Origin of the sequence: Sphingorhabdus sp., assembly GCF_046154385.1 — a bacterium.
In the GTDB taxonomy this organism is placed as follows: domain Bacteria; phylum Pseudomonadota; class Alphaproteobacteria; order Sphingomonadales; family Sphingomonadaceae; genus Sphingorhabdus_B.
Genome location: NZ_JBJXFW010000049.1, coordinates 88,143 through 102,691 on the forward strand (window position 1 = coordinate 88,143; position 14,549 = coordinate 102,691).

A 14,549-nucleotide genomic window follows, 5' to 3' on the forward strand; every position below is an offset into this window, starting at 1 on the left:
CCTAACCCCAGTCGCCCTGCGCCGCCATCCAGACCGATAGCGCCGCCACCGCCGCCGTATCGGCGCGCAATATCCGCGGGCCAAGGGACACGGCCACCGCCGCCGGATGCGCGCGAATGGCGCTATTCTCCGCATCGGTAAAGCCGCCCTCCGGCCCGATCAGCAGCGCGGCTGGTCCGGTCTTGATAGCCGATCCGAACGGTACGCCCCCGCGTTCGTCACAGAAATAGAGCGCGCGTTCCGCCGGCCAGTCGCGCAGCAGGGCATCGAGTTTTGCCAGCGGCGCAATCTCCGGCAAGGCCGTCCGCTCGCACTGTTCGGCAGCCTCGATCATATGCGCGCGCAGCCTGTCTTCCTTGACCTTGTCCACGACGCATCGCGCCGTCAGCAAGGGGACAAAGCGCGCCGCGCCCAATTCGCAGGCTTTCTCCGCGATCCAGTCAAAACGGTCCTTTTTGACCAGCGCCTGACACAACCAGATATCCGGCACCGCCTCGCGCGGGCGCAAAAGGTGCGCCACGTGCAGGGTCAGGTCGCGCTTCCCCGCGCTCGCCACATGGGCGAGATATTCGCCGGTTTGATCATCGAACAGGACAACGGGCGCGTCCACTTTCAGCCGCATGACCCCGATCAGATAATGCGCCGCGCCACCGGATACGGCAACATCCTGCCCCTCGGCCAGCGCCTGTTCGACAAACAGACGGGGCGTGGATTTTGGAGGCCAGGCGGGGGTTGCGGGCATGACGGTTCCCTAACCCCAAATAGACCGCGCGTCATCCTGCTTTTGGAACAAGTTCGGCGTGACGACGGGCGGATTTTTGTGCAGAGCGTCATCATGGCGATTCAAACGGTTCCGGACAGTGAATATAGCGGCTTCATGGGCCTGTTGCCTCCAAGGCTCCGCGCCTTTGCCCTGCTCGCCCGTTTTGACCGGCCGATTGGCTGGTGGCTGCTCTATTGGCCTTGCGTTTATGGACTGGCGCTGTCGGGCGGACTGATTGCGCAATGGGATCTGGCGCTGTGGATGCTGCTCGGCGCCATTGCGATGCGCGGCGCCGGGTGCGTGTATAACGACATCGTCGACCGCGACCTCGACGCGCAGGTCGCGCGCACCGCGCTGCGGCCTTTGCCAAGCGGCGCGGTCAGTGTGAAGGCGGCGTGGGCGTGGCTGCTGACCCTGTGCCTCGTCGGTCTCGCCGTGCTCATGCAACTGCGGTGGGAGGCGCAACTGGTTTCCCTGGCCAGCCTTGGGCTCGTTGCGGCCTATCCCTTCATGAAACGTATCACCTGGTGGCCGCAACTCTGGCTCGGACTGGTGTTCAGTTGGGGCGCGCCGGTCGGATGGGTCGCGATTACAGGCCAGATCGATGCGACGATGCTGTGGCTCTATGCGGGCACCATTTTCTGGGTCATTGGCTACGACACCATCTATGCCATGCAGGATCGCGAAGATGACGCGCTGGTCGGCATCAAGTCGAGCGCCTTGCGGTTGGGCGGTTATATCCGCAGCGGCGTGGCGGTCTTCTATGCGTTGGCGATTGCAGGCTGGGGCATGGCGATCTGGAGCATCCGCCCCGAAAAGCAGGCGCTCGTCGCGCTGGTGCCCGTTGCTATTCACTTGATGCTTCAGCTTTTCTCGCTCAAACGTGATGGCAGCAATGCGCTTGGCCATTTCCGGTCCAACCGGATGGCGGGGCTGTTGGCGGCCCTGGCCTTTCTGGTCGTCGGGGCTGCAGGGACATTTTAGGAGAGTAATATGGAACATCGCCGTCTTGGAAAAAGCGCCGTTGTTGTTTCCGACATTTGCATGGGAACAATGACCTTCGGATCGCAAACCGAAGAGGCGGAGGCGCATCGCATCTTGGACAAATGCCTCGATGCCGGGATCAACTTCTTCGACACGGCAGAGGGTTATCCTGTTCCACCCGACATCAAATGGGTCGGCCGGACCGAGGAAATTGTCGGGCGCTGGATGAAGGGCAAGAACCGCGATGCGATCATCATGGCGACAAAGGTGTCCGGCCCCAGCCATGTGTGGTTCAAGTCCCCCAAGCGCGGCGGCATGACGGCGCTGGACCGGCATAATATTACCGTCGCGGTCGAAGACAGCCTGCGCCGGTTGCAGACCGACTATATCGACCTCTACCAAACCCATTGGCCCGACCATGACACCGCCTATGACGAGACCATGGAAACGCTGGATGAACTGGTGCGCGCCGGAAAAGTGCGCGTGCTGGGCTGCTCGAATGAAACCAGCTATGGCCTGATGAAGTCGCTTGCGACGTCGGAACGGCTGGGCACGGCGCGTTACCATACGATCCAGAATAATTATTCGATCAACAACCGCCGTTTCGAAGATGAACTGAAGCAGGTCTGCCGTCAGGAAGGCGTGTCGTTGCTGCCCTATTCCCCCTTGGGTGGCGGCGTGCTGTCGGGCAAATATCTCGACAACCAGCGGCCAGAAGGCGCGCGTTTTTCCCGATATCTGGAAATGCAGGGGGAACGCCAGTTTGAAATGGCACAACGGTTTGCAGGGCCAAGGGCGCTGGAATCGACGGCGCGGATTGTCGCCATTGCGAAAGAGGCCGGCATGTCGCCGATCACGCTGGCAACCGCTTGGTCAAAACAGAATGACTTTGTGGCATCGACCATCGTCGGCGTCAGCCGCGAAGACCAATTGGACGAGATTTTTGCCGCGATTGACCTGAAGCTGAGCAAGGAAGTGATGTCGGCGGTGCATAAGGTTACGAAAGAAATTCTGTACCCGATGGGGTGATGGATCTGAGGGAATATTTTCGTCAGAAGGAAAAAGGAAATAAGGAAGAAGAGTGGAATCTCATTCCGGGCAACTGTGTGCCTTATTCCTTCTTTTTCTTTTTCCTTTTGACGAAAAAAGGCCAGCCCGTCCGTGAAATTTCAATCCGTAACAATTTCCGACCGACCATAGCCCAGGGCTTCTGCCAGCGCCTGCAATCGCCGTTGAACCGAATTGGATTGTAACCGAACGGCCTGACCGTTCAGCCGTAAACGCAGGATATTGTCATCCCCCTCGATCCGGCTGTCAGCCAGTGCACCGCCTGTGCCGCCGTCAAGCCGTTGGGCCAGGCGGATCGCGAGGCCCCAGACAACAGCCTGAGCCAATGCACCGGGCTTGGCCAAATTCGAGAGCATTTCGGGCAAAGTCCGCTTGCCGGCGTGAACTGTCCACAACGCCGCGGCGATGATTGCCCGGTCACCTGCCACCACACCCGGCCAGCTTCCGTCCAGGGCAAGGTCCAAAGCATGGTCGGCACGATATTCCGGATTTACGTTCCAAACGCTGTCGGACAACAGGCACGCAGCGCGGCATAATCGGGAGTCACCGTCGCTTTGTCCTGCGAAAACCGGCGCAATCCAATCGGCGAGTGCATCGCCGTGGAACGGGAAACGGGCAAGGCGCTCGCCTTCAAAGCGGGTCGCGGCAATTAAAGGGTCTTCGCGGCGCTCGGCGTCAGACAGCTGGTCGAACAAAAGTCCTTCGCGCAGTCCATAGATACTGGTCACAAGTTCTTTCGGATCAAGCAAGCGGACGACACCCGCCAAAAGAGCGGTCGCGCCCGGCAATGCTGCGATCCGCGCCGATGCCAGAACCTTTGTTTGTGCCAATGCAGCGGCATCATTGACCAGCGGCATCAACCGTGTCGCCGCATCGGGAGGCATTTGATAATTGGACAGGATCGTGAGCGGATAGCCGATGTCATGCATATGCAGTCGCGCAAACGACCGCCATGATCCGCCGATCATATAAAATGGCAAGCCGGTTTCGATGGGAAAGCCGTCAACACCCTTTAATGCTGCAATATCGTCGCGTAACATCTGGGTGATCTGTTTGGTGGTTTTACCTTTCAGCACCGCATGGCGCAACGTACCAAGCGGTAATGATATCCGGTCCCCCAGTCGGCCATCGGCCACGCGGATCAGTTCGAGGCTGCCCCCGCCAAGGTCGCCGACATAGCCATTGGCATGCGGGTTATCGCTGATGACGCCAAGACCAGCCGCCGTTGCCTCGGTCTCACCATCGAGCACGTCTACGCGAATGCCCAGTGCCGCCGCCCGTTCGACCAGTTGCGCCCCGTTCTTTGCCTCGCGCGTCGCAGCGGTCGCTACTACACGCAATGTGTCGACTTTCATCGACCGCGCAAGCGTTTCAAACCGTGCCAAGGCGGCCAGCGCCTTTTTCATCGTTGCGGGACTGATAACGCCGTTTCCGGCAAGGCATGCGCCCAAGGCTACACGACTTTTTTCATTGTAAATCGGCATCGGTGCGCGCGGCAAGCCGGCGTAGACCACAAGACGAATAGTATTTGAGCCGATATCGATTACGGCCTGACGGACCGATTTCATCTCCGCCGGACAAGGTTCAGTGTCGGTATCTTTTTGTCATCGGCCAATGCGCCGCCGCGCCCGGAAAGCGAGGCGTTGGTCATGAAATAATGGTGCAGATTGAACGGCATATCGCCTGCCTTGACCCTTTCATAACGGCCATCGGACCGCAACATCCAGCTTTGCTGATTGTCGAGCAGGTTTGCAACCATAACCTGATCGAGAATCTGGTCATGGACGGTCGGGTTTTCAATCGGCAGCATATATTCGACGCGCCGGTCAAAATTGCGCGACATCCAGTCGGCGGACGAAATGAACACTTTGGCATTAGGGTTGGGAAGATCGGCACCATTCCCCATCGCCCAGATGCGGCTATGTTCCAAAAAGCGCCCGACAACGGATTTCACGCGGATGCGCGACGACATGCCCTTGACGCCGGGACGCAGACAGCAAATGCCGCGCACGACCAGATCGATTTCAACCCCGGCTTCGCTCGCTTCATACAGCTTATCGATAACTGCCTTGTCGACCAACGAATTCAGCTTTGCCCAAACCGCGCCGGGCTTACCAGCCTGCACATTGGCGATTTCCTGATCGATCAATGCCATCACCTTTTCGCGCAAGCCAAGCGGGCTCATGGTCAGCAGTTTCAGGTTGCTGGGCGGGATATAGCCGGTGATGTAATTGAAAATTTGCCCGGCATCATGTCCGACGCGAGGATCGGCGGTGAAGAAGCTGATGTCGGTATAAATCTTGGCGGTGATGGGGTGATAATTGCCGGTGCCAAGATGGCAATAGGTGCGAAAACCATCGGCTTCGCGGCGGACGACAAGCGAGATTTTGGCGTGGGTCTTCATGTCGACAAAACCATAGACGACCTGAACCCCGCTATTTTCCAGCTGCGAGGCCCAATGCAGATTCTGCTCTTCATCAAAGCGTGCTTTGAGCTCGACGATAGCCGTCACCGATTTTCCAGCTTCGGCGGCTTCGCACAGCGCGCGAATAACGGCTGATTGTTTGCCTGCGCGGTACAAGGTCTGCTTGATGGCGACCACATCAGGATCGAGCGCCGCCTGCTGCAGGAAAGCCAACACCACGTCAAAGCTTTCATAAGGGTGGTGGATGACAATATCTTTTTGCCGGATGGCGGCAAAACAATCGCCGTCATGTTCCAATATGCGTTCAGGAAAGCGCGGTGAATAGGGCGGGAATTTTAACGATGGGCGGTCTTCATCAACCAGTTGAGCCAAGTCCCCGATGCCCAGAAACCCCACGGTTTCTGCGACCAGAGAGGAACCGGCACCCAATTCGGTGCGGATCAATGTCGACAGTTCCAGCGGCAAGCCTTTTTCCAGTTTCAACCGGATGATTTTGCCGCGCCGACGTCTTTTGATTGCGCTGCGGAAATAGCGGACCAGATCTTCGGCCTCTTCTTCCACTTCAATATCGCTGTCGCGGATCACCCGGAACGCGCCCGATGCGATCAATAAGTAATCGGGGAACATTTGCCCGACAAAATGCCGGATAAGGTCTTCGATTGTAATGAAGCGGGTGCCCGCACCGGGCAGGCGGACGAAGCGGCGCAGCGACGACGGTATCATCACCAATTGCCGCACGACTTCGCCGTCATCCTTGCGGCGCATATCGAAAATCAGGCTGATGCCCTGATTGGGGATGAAAGGAAAGGGATGGGCGGGGTCCAGCGCCTGCGGTGTCAGCACGGGGAGAATTTGCTCCCGAAAATAGCGTTCGACTTCGGTCTGATGGGTTTTGCCGATCGCGGCTGGTTCAACAACCTTTATGCCTTCGGCGGCCAATTCCTTGATCAGTTTCTTCCACAATTTTTGTTGCTGGGCCATCAACGCATCGGCCGCGGCAACGGTTTCGGAAAGCTGTTCCGACGGGGTGCGGCCATCGATGGACAATTCCTCGATCCGCCGTTGCTGCTGCCCCCGCAATCCGGCGACCCGGACCATGAAAAATTCATCCAGATTCGTGCCCGAAATGGACAAGAAACGAAGACGTTCCAAAAGTGGATGCGCCGCATTTGCGGCTTCTTCGAGGACCCGCTCGTTAAACTTCAGCCAGGAAAGCTCGCGATTGAAATAGCGGCTCGCGGCCAGGTTTTTCTGTTGCTCGATTGTGCTTAAACCTGGGGCGGGGTTCACAAAATTTGTCCTTTCATATGCTTTCCTGCGCGGTGCCACGGAAACATTACCTTTTTACGGCATTTATGCACCCAAATTGTAATATTATTGGCACCAAAATGTCATGGATAGAACGCAAGCATGTCACACACCCTGCCTAATGCGCCCTCAATCTTCTTGGTCATAATAGGGGCTATCCAATGCAAAAGCGCTCAAAAATATCAACAAATATCTTCAAGCTATCCATGCTCAGCGGCGCTGCTTTGCTGGCAATTTTGCCAACGGGCGTTTTGGCGCAAGCGGCCCCTGCCGACGAAGACCAGGCGCGTGAAGACGAAATTTCGACTGCGAATGAAATCGTGGTTCAAGGTCAAATCACCTATCGTAACCGCAGCGAAGCCGCGGAGCCCGTGCTGGTCTATGATGCCGACTATTTTCAACGCTTTGAACCTTTGACAGCTGGCGACGCGCTGAAGCGCGTGCCTTCTGTTACGTTCCTGTCCGACGTGATTGAAAGCGACGGCGCACGGTTGCGCGGGCTGGAACCGGGCTACACGCAGATATTGATCAACGGCGAAAAAGTTCCCGGTTCGAACGCCGACCGCAGCTTTTTCCTCGACCGCATTCCGGCCGAGTTGATCAAGCAGGTTGAAATCATCCGTTCGTCTTCGGCGCGCCGCACCGGCGATGCGGTTGCCGGCACGCTGAACATCGTGCTGCGCGATGGATATCAGCTTGAAGGCGGCTATGTCCGCATGGGTGTTTTGCGTTTCGACGACGCCGAAGTGAAACCTAGCCTTGGACTGGTTTACGGCGGTGCCCTTGGGCCAGGTCGTATTCTCATCGGCGGCAATATTCAGGGACGGTATAATCCAAAGCTGAAGACAAGCTTCCGCTTTGGGGATTCACCTGAAAACAATCCGAATTTTGAAACCGATGATTTCGACAATCGCGAAGACCAGACCGATACCCGCGATGGGACCGATTATGCGTTCAATGCGACCTACGACATAGACGGTGAAACCACGGATTTTGAACTGAGCGGCTATTATGTCCGGACAGACCGGATCGAAGATGAGCGGTCGTTTGAATATGATGATCCCACCGCGATCACCGGCCCTGTGCGGACCACGCCGGTTGCCGGAAACCTGCTGACCGACAATGCGAATTTCAACAGCATCAAACAGGAAAGCTACAGCCTTGCCGGAAAGCTGGAGCAGGAATGGTCGGCGGGTGTTACCAAGCTCAAGGTCGGCTATTCACGCTTTTCTGACAAGCAGGATGAAACCGAATTTGAAATTGACTTTGACCGGTCAACGCCGCGCTTTACCGGTGATTTGACGGATGTTGATATTGTCGACAAGGAACTGTCGGTCGGGTTGGAACATGTGTTCAAACTGGGTTCGGATATCGAACTGGCAATCGGTGGATTTGCCCAGAACAAGGATCGCGACACCAGCATATTGTCCATCCGTGACCGGTTTAACCTGACAGCAGCTGATCGCGCTTACGACCAGTTTGGCCGTAACCCCGAAGAATTTGCACGTCCCTTTGGCGCCCCCGTATTCACGCCCGGCAGCCTGAATACAATCGAAGAAGACCGGCGCGACCTTTTCGCGGAAGTCGAAGGAAAATCGGGCGGCATAAGCTGGGTCGCCGGTGTGCGGTATGAAACCACCGACTTTGCGGTCAATGACCTGACGGTTCCTGCCGCTTCGGCGGTTCAGGAAAATGACTATTCGTTCCTGTTGCCTTCGGCTTCTGTAAAGATCGAGGTCGGCAGCGGTGGACGGATCACGGCTTCGGCGGCACGTACCAATCGTCGCCCGCGCCTTGATTTCCTGTCACCTGCGTTGCTTGAGGCGGAATTGGGTGACAATGACTTGTTGGGCAATCCAGCGCTTCGTCCCGAAACTTCATGGGGCGGTGACCTTGGCTATGAACAGCGTCTTGGCCGGACCGGTGTGATCGGTGTCAACCTGTTTTATCGCAAGATCAAAGACCTGATCGAAGTTGCAAATACCGGTGTTGAAGGTTCGGAAGGGCCGGGCACTTTTGTATTGCAGCCACGAAACACCGGCGATGGTGAAGTCTATGGTATTGAATTTGACCTGTCGACCGACCTCGGCTTTCTGGGCCTTCCCGACACAGGCGTGTTCGGTAACGTGTCGTTCCTTGACAGCGACATTACCGATTTCGGTGGAGCCCGCCGCTTTAACGGCCAATCCAAATATGTTTACAATGCGGGCTTCATTCAGGACATTCCATCGGCTGGCGTCGCATTCGGCGCGACCTATCGCAAACAGGGCGGCGCGTTTGACCGGATTGTGGGCGAAGAAATCACCACGACTTATGGGGCCGATCTGGAAGTCTTCATCGAAAAGCGTTTTGGCAACAAATTGACGATCCGTGCGGTGGGGTCAAACCTGCTTAATGGATCAAAGGACGAGGTGTTCAACAAATTCAACACGATTGATGAACAGCTGGCCCGGGATTTCGATGAATTCGAACTGGAAAGCGAAGAAGCAGGGCCTGTGTTCCAGATTATGGCACGGTACGCATTCTGATGCGTCAGGTCATCTGGGCATTGCCATTGCTCATCGCCGGTTGCGCCACGCCGCCGCCGGTGATGAGTCCTCTGGCAACGGCGACCGTTTCGGCCAAGGTTGAAACCCAGCCGGTTGCGTCGATGGACGATGCCGCCGATGACCCTGCGATCTGGCACAATGCGGCCAATCCTGCGGAAAGCCTGATCGTTGCGACCGACAAGCAGGCGGCGATCCATGTCTATGACCTGAACGGGGCAAAGCTTCACTCCGCGCCATCCCCCCGGCTGAACAACGCCGATTTGCGGGACTTGGGCGGGGCGAGCGGCGTATTGGTCGCGGCAAGCGACCGGCAGGATATCGCCAATGCAAAGATGGCAATGTTCAGGCTGGATACGGTTGCAAAACGGCTGGTGCCACTGGGCAGCATCGCGGTCGGACCGGGCGAGGCTTATGGCATGTGCCTGTGGCAACGTGCGTCGGACAAGGCGTTGTTCGGCTTTGTCGTGATGAAAGATGGCCGCATCGATCAAGTGGCGATGGACCTGACCGGCCCGGTTCCCACAGGCAAAGTTGTCCGCAGCATGAAATTGGGCACGCAATCCGAAGGATGCGTGGCCGATGACCGCACCGGTATTTTATATGTCGCCGAAGAAGATGTCGGCCTGTGGAAATTTGATGCATCGCCCGATGGCCCGGTAACGGCGACGGCCCTTGCGAAAGCGGATGGCCAGGAAATTGTCATGGATGCCGAAGGCGTGGCGCTCGCCCCTTCGGGAACCGATGGCGGCTATGTCATTGTTTCCAGTCAGGGTGACAATGCCTATGCGGTCTATAAATTACCGCAAGCCAGCTATGTCGGGCGCTTCCGCATAACCAACGGCATCGTCGACGGCGTGCAGGAAACCGATGGCATTGAATTGATGCTGGGCAATTTTGGACCGGATTTTCCGGCTGGCCTCTTTGTGGCGCAAGATGGCGACAATCTGCCGCAGACCCAGAATTTCAAGTTGGTCAGCTGGGCCGATGTGGTTGCTGCGCTGGGCCTGTGAAAAGACGGGGTTGCAATAGCGTGCCTGCGGGGTAATTGCAGCGCATGACAAAAATCTGGTTTCACGACACGCTTGATCTGAATGCGCTCACTGCCAACGGCGACAACTGTATGCCGGGCAATGTTGGCATCGAATTTATCGACTTTGGCGATGACTGGATAAAGACGCGCATGCCGGTCAATGAACGCACGAAGCAGCCCTATGGCCGGTTGCATGGCGGCGCGTCGGTTGTTCTGGCCGAAACCATTGGCTCGGTCGGCGCGGCGATGACCATTGACCAGAGCAAATTTGCCGTGGTCGGCATGGAGATAAACGCCAATCATATTCGTCCGGTTAAGGACGGCTATGTTTATGCGGTGGCGCGGGCGGAATCGATGGGGCGGACAACGCAGATCTGGTCCATTCGGATTGAAGATGAAGCAGGCAAGCTGGTCTGCATTTCGCGCATTACGATGGCGGTGATTTCGATCGAACGGGCCTAGCGCCGTGTGTTTATATTATCCGTTGACGGGACATGATGCTATACGCAATATGACACCGCTGGACAGAAATGGGATTTTACGCATATGACGATTAGGTACGTCCGCGAATTCAAGGGGTTTGCAGGCATCCGGCTCGAATCGGATGATATCGGCACGGCCGACGACCCTTCGATCATATTGCTGCATGGTTTCGGCCAGACCCGCAAAATCTGGGAAGATGTCGCAGTTGGGCTGGAACAGGCCGGGCGGCATGTCATCAATGTCGATTTGCGCGGGCATGGCGGCAGCGACTGGCCGAACGACGCCCGTTATGATTTTAACGCCTATGTCGAAGATTTGCGTGCGGTGTTGGGCCAGATGCGGACCCGGCCGGTTGTCGTTGCCGCCATGCATAGCGGCTGGATCGCAACTGCGGCATTGGCAGAGGATGCAGCTACATTGGCGTCTGGACTTATTCTGGTTGATCCGCCGGCCGAAAGCGACGCGCATTCGGTTCGGGAATCGGCCGAAGCGATGTCGGCCGCAATCGGGCAGGGGCTGACGCAGTCCGACTATGATGCCCGGTTGCTGGATATTTTCAGCGTGGACGGAAATGGCGCGCATGTGTTGGGCGCGGCGCCGCACATCAATATTCCGGTGCTGGTCATCCGGGGCGCACTTGGCGCAGGAACCGCTAATGTCGGACCATCGGGCTACGCCGAGGCGTTTCCCAATGTCGAGGCGATAGATGTCGATGGCGGCGGATTGCTGGTCAATGCCGAACGGACCGAGGCGTTTAACGGCTTGCTGATTGATTTTCTGGAACGCAAACAGCCGCGCTTCATTCCGGAATATCGGTCAGGTTCCGATGCCCGCACGTTGCGCGACGCAATGGGGTGTTTTGCCACCGGCATCACGATCATTACCGCGCATGACGCAGATGGGAAACCGATAGGCTTGACCGCCAACAGCTTCACCAGCGTATCGCTCGACCCGCCTTTGTTGCTGGTGTGCATCGCGAACAATGCGGGTAGCGCCGAAACGTTGCGATCGGCCGATAGCTTTGCGGTCAATGTGCTGCAGATAGGGCAACAGCCCGTGTCGAACCTGTTCGCGGGTAAAGGCGAGGACCGCTTTGCCGGTACGCGCTGGGAAGTGGGCGAATATGGTGCACCGATATTGCCCAGCTCGCTTGGCATTTTCGAATGCACGCGGAATGACCTGCATGAAGCAGGCGACCATTTTCTGCTGGTCGGCAAGGTTGAAAAGGCCAGTTTTGAACCAAGGCGCGATCCTTTGCTCTATTTCCGTGGCAAATACCGGCGGTTGCATTTCACCTAAAATCTACCAATCGGGCTGAAATATTTCAGCTAGCCTATTCTTGCCTGTACTATGAGTTTGGCCCAAAGGCGGAGAATATATTCTGTCAGGAGAGTCGAGATGCGGCAAATAGATCATTTCATCAGTGGTGGCGCTGGTTCGCCCGGGTCGCGCTTTGCCGACATCATGGACCCCAATAATGGCGGAGTTCAGGCCCGGGTTGTATTGGGTGACCGCAATGTTCTGGACGCCGCTGTGGCCGCTGCACAGGCCGCGCAACCGGCATGGGCCGCCATGAACCCGCAGCGCCGTGCCCGCGTGATGTTCGATTTCAAATCGCTGATCGAAAAGCATATGGACGAACTGGCGCATATGCTCTCCGCCGAACATGGCAAGGTGATTGCCGACAGCAAGGGCGATATCCAGCGCGGGCTTGAAGTTGTTGAATTCTGCTGCGGCCTTCCCCATGTCATGAAGGGCGAATATAGCCAGGGCGCTGGCCCCGGCATTGACGTTTATTCGATGCGGCAGCCTTTGGGCATTGGCGCCGGGATTACACCGTTCAACTTTCCCGCGATGATCCCGCTGTGGATGGGCGCGGTGGCGACCAGTGTCGGCAATGCCTTCATTCTGAAGCCTTCGGAACGTGACCCCAGCGTGCCTAACCGGCTGGCGGAACTCTTTTTGGAAGCAGGCATGCCTGCCGGGATTTTCCAGGTCGTGCATGGCGACAAGGAAATGGTCGACGCGATCCTCGACCATCCGGCGATCAGCGCGGTCAGCTTTGTCGGCTCTTCGGACATCGCGCATTATGTCTACAATCGCGGCGTGGCCGCCGGCAAGCGCGTGCAGGCCATGGGCGGCGCGAAGAACCACGGCATCGTGATGCCCGACGCCGATCTCGACCAGGTGGTCAACGATCTGACCGGTGCTGCCTTTGGTTCAGCCGGTGAACGCTGCATGGCGTTACCTGTTGTCGTACCTGTGGGCGACGACACCGCAGAACGATTGAAGGCCAAGCTGATCCCGGCGATTGCTGCGCTGCGCGTAGGAATCTCGACCGATGCCGACGCGCATTATGGCCCGGTGGTGACCGCACAGCACAAGGCCAAAGTCGAAGGCTGGATCCAGACCGCCATTGATGAAGGTTCCGAACTGGTCATCGATGGCCGTGGCTTCACGCTTCAGGGGCATGAAGAAGGCTATTTTGTCGGACCCACGTTGCTCGACCATGTCACCACGGACATGGAAAGCTATAAGGAAGAAATCTTCGGCCCGGTTCTGCAAATTGTCCGCGCACCCGATTTTGAAACGGCACTCGCGCTGCCCAGCAAGCACCAATATGGCAATGGTGTCGCAATCTTCACACGCAACGGCCACGCCGCGCGCGAATTTGCGGCGCGGGTGAATGTCGGCATGGTGGGCATCAACGTGCCGATCCCCGTGCCCGTGGCCTATCACAGCTTCGGCGGCTGGAAACGCTCGGGCTTTGGCGACACTGACCAATATGGCATGGAAGGCATCAAATTCTGGACCAAGGTCAAGAAAATCACTGCCCGCTGGCCTGATGGTTCGCCAGACGGCACCAACGCCTTCATCATTCCGACAATGGGGTAAGCTCCATGAAAATCGCGTTTATCGGATTGGGCAATATGGGCGGCGGGATGGCTGCGAACCTTGTGAAAGCAGGGCATCAGGTCAACGCGTTCGACCTGTCGCCCGAGGCGCTTGCCCGGGCGATGGAGAATAAATGCGCTGTTTATGACACGGTGCAAGGCGCGGTTGCCGGTGTGGACGCGGTGGTGTCGATGCTGCCCAATGGGGCGATTGTCGATTCCGTATATAGCACGGATGTTATCGGCCATGCGCCGCAAGGTGCGGTGTTTCTCGATTGTTCGACCATTGATGTGGACACCGCACGCAAGGTGACGGCCGCAGCCGTGGCCGCAGGCTATGCCATGGTCGACGCCCCGGTATCGGGCGGAATCGCCGCAGCCAATGGCGGCACGTTGACCTTCATGGTCGGCGGCACCGACGAAGCGTTTGCTCGGGCTGAACCGATCCTGGCGGCGATGGGCAAGGCGGTTATCCACGCCGGAACCAGCGGCGCGGGGCAGGCGGCCAAAATCTGCAACAATATGCTGCTGGGCGCGTCGATGATCGCGACATGCGAGACGTTCAAACTCGCGGAGAAGTTGGGTCTTGACCTGCAAACTTTTTACGACATTTCGTCGAAGGCATCGGGCCAGAACTGGTCGATGACCAGCTATTGCCCCGTCCCCGGCGTGGGCCCGCAAAGCCCCGCGGATAATGGCTATCAAGGCGGCTTTGCCACGGCGTTGATGCTGAAAGACCTGAAACTGGCGATGGCGGCGGCACAATCGGTCGATGCCGAAGTCCCCATGGGCGAAAAAGCCGCCGCACTTTACGAAGCCTATGCCGACGGCGGCGCAGGCGGCATGGACTTTTCAGCGATTATCAAGACGTTGTAAATTTGCAGGAAGTCGCCGGAATGACCGACGTTAATCGGTCGCGCCGACATTTTTTCGCCGTTTAAACTATGATATTCCGCGCTGATCGCCGCGCATTTGCGTAATTTACATCCATTATGGATATAGTTTTGCCACGAGCAATATATGTCTCAAGTTATATTATGTTTGT

At 57.4% G+C, this 14,549-nt stretch carries 11 protein-coding genes; 8 read left to right on the top strand and 3 right to left on the bottom strand.

Annotated elements, in window-relative coordinates:
• Position 1: 1 nt before the first annotated feature.
• Positions 2–742, bottom strand: coding sequence for a 16S rRNA (uracil(1498)-N(3))-methyltransferase (locus ACKVOS_RS11185; RefSeq protein WP_409212081.1), 741 nt, complete (start codon positions 740–742; stop codon positions 2–4).
• A gap of 93 nt (positions 743–835) precedes the next feature.
• Here ACKVOS_RS11185 and ubiA point away from each other — a divergent pair, with 93 nt between their 5' ends.
• Positions 836–1,747, top strand: coding sequence for a 4-hydroxybenzoate octaprenyltransferase (gene ubiA, locus ACKVOS_RS11190; RefSeq protein WP_409212082.1), 912 nt, complete (start codon positions 836–838; stop codon positions 1,745–1,747).
• A gap of 9 nt (positions 1,748–1,756) precedes the next feature.
• Entirely contained in the window at positions 1,757–2,776 is a 1,020-nt protein-coding gene (locus tag ACKVOS_RS11195; protein WP_160352274.1) for an aldo/keto reductase, read from the top strand.
• A 140-nt stretch (positions 2,777–2,916) separates the two neighbouring features.
• On the opposite strand, the gene ACKVOS_RS11200 is transcribed toward ACKVOS_RS11195, so the two are convergent.
• Both ACKVOS_RS11200 and ACKVOS_RS11205 read right to left on the bottom strand, forming a co-directional pair.
• Positions 2,917–4,383 (bottom strand): Ppx/GppA family phosphatase, encoded by a 1,467-nt coding sequence (locus tag ACKVOS_RS11200; RefSeq protein WP_409212083.1) that lies wholly within the window; start codon positions 4,381–4,383, stop codon positions 2,917–2,919.
• Positions 4,380–6,530 carry an RNA degradosome polyphosphate kinase gene (locus tag ACKVOS_RS11205; RefSeq protein WP_409212084.1) on the bottom strand — a complete coding sequence of 717 codons (2,151 nt, stop codon included), beginning with the start codon at positions 6,528–6,530 and terminating at the stop codon, positions 4,380–4,382. The genes ACKVOS_RS11200 and ACKVOS_RS11205 overlap by 4 nt, the downstream gene beginning before the upstream one ends.
• A gap of 179 nt (positions 6,531–6,709) precedes the next feature.
• Between ACKVOS_RS11205 and ACKVOS_RS11210 the strand changes: the two genes are divergently transcribed.
• The 6 genes from ACKVOS_RS11210 to mmsB all read left to right on the top strand — a co-directional run bounded on the left by ACKVOS_RS11210 (position 6,710) and on the right by mmsB (position 14,380).
• On the top strand, positions 6,710–9,076 hold the full coding sequence (locus ACKVOS_RS11210; RefSeq protein ID WP_409212085.1) for a TonB-dependent receptor plug domain-containing protein: 2,367 nt from the start codon (positions 6,710–6,712) through the stop codon (positions 9,074–9,076).
• Positions 9,076–10,107, top strand: a complete 1,032-nt coding sequence (locus ACKVOS_RS11215; RefSeq protein ID WP_409212086.1) for a phytase — start codon at positions 9,076–9,078, stop codon at positions 10,105–10,107. Before ACKVOS_RS11210 ends, ACKVOS_RS11215 begins: the two co-directional genes overlap by 1 nt.
• 44 nt (positions 10,108–10,151) lie before the next feature.
• The gene (locus ACKVOS_RS11220) at positions 10,152–10,589 is read left to right on the top strand and encodes a hotdog fold thioesterase (protein WP_409212087.1); all 438 of its coding nucleotides are present in this window, start codon (positions 10,152–10,154) and stop codon (positions 10,587–10,589) included.
• An 84-nt stretch (positions 10,590–10,673) separates the two neighbouring features.
• On the top strand, positions 10,674–11,909 hold the full coding sequence (locus tag ACKVOS_RS11225) for an alpha/beta fold hydrolase (RefSeq protein WP_409212088.1): 1,236 nt from the start codon (positions 10,674–10,676) through the stop codon (positions 11,907–11,909).
• A 99-nt stretch (positions 11,910–12,008) separates the two neighbouring features.
• A complete protein-coding gene (locus ACKVOS_RS11230; protein WP_409212089.1) occupies positions 12,009–13,505 on the top strand; it encodes a CoA-acylating methylmalonate-semialdehyde dehydrogenase in 1,497 nt (498 codons plus the stop codon).
• Positions 13,506–13,510: 5 nt separating this feature from the next.
• Positions 13,511–14,380 (top strand): 3-hydroxyisobutyrate dehydrogenase, encoded by an 870-nt coding sequence (mmsB, locus tag ACKVOS_RS11235; protein WP_409212090.1) that lies wholly within the window; start codon positions 13,511–13,513, stop codon positions 14,378–14,380.
• The last annotated feature ends 169 nt before the right edge of the window (positions 14,381–14,549 follow it).

Bases quoted from the DNA above. Each gene is read 5' to 3' on its own strand.
- ACKVOS_RS11230 (WP_409212089.1), top strand. From the start codon at position 12,009: ATGCGGCAAATAGATCATTTCATCAGTGGTGGCGCTGGTTCGCCCGGG.
- mmsB (WP_409212090.1), top strand. From the start codon at position 13,511: ATGAAAATCGCGTTTATCGGATTGGGCAATATGGGCGGCGGGATGGCT.
- ACKVOS_RS11195 (WP_160352274.1), top strand. From the start codon at position 1,757: ATGGAACATCGCCGTCTTGGAAAAAGCGCCGTTGTTGTTTCCGACATT.
- ACKVOS_RS11220 (WP_409212087.1), top strand. From the start codon at position 10,152: ATGACAAAAATCTGGTTTCACGACACGCTTGATCTGAATGCGCTCACT.
- ACKVOS_RS11215 (WP_409212086.1), top strand. From the start codon at position 9,076: ATGCGTCAGGTCATCTGGGCATTGCCATTGCTCATCGCCGGTTGCGCC.
- ACKVOS_RS11185 (WP_409212081.1), bottom strand. From the start codon at position 742: ATGCCCGCAACCCCCGCCTGGCCTCCAAAATCCACGCCCCGTCTGTTT.
- ACKVOS_RS11200 (WP_409212083.1), bottom strand. From the start codon at position 4,383: ATGAAATCGGTCCGTCAGGCCGTAATCGATATCGGCTCAAATACTATT.
- ubiA (WP_409212082.1), top strand. From the start codon at position 836: ATGGCGATTCAAACGGTTCCGGACAGTGAATATAGCGGCTTCATGGGC.
- ACKVOS_RS11225 (WP_409212088.1), top strand. From the start codon at position 10,674: ATGACGATTAGGTACGTCCGCGAATTCAAGGGGTTTGCAGGCATCCGG.
- ACKVOS_RS11210 (WP_409212085.1), top strand. From the start codon at position 6,710: ATGCAAAAGCGCTCAAAAATATCAACAAATATCTTCAAGCTATCCATG.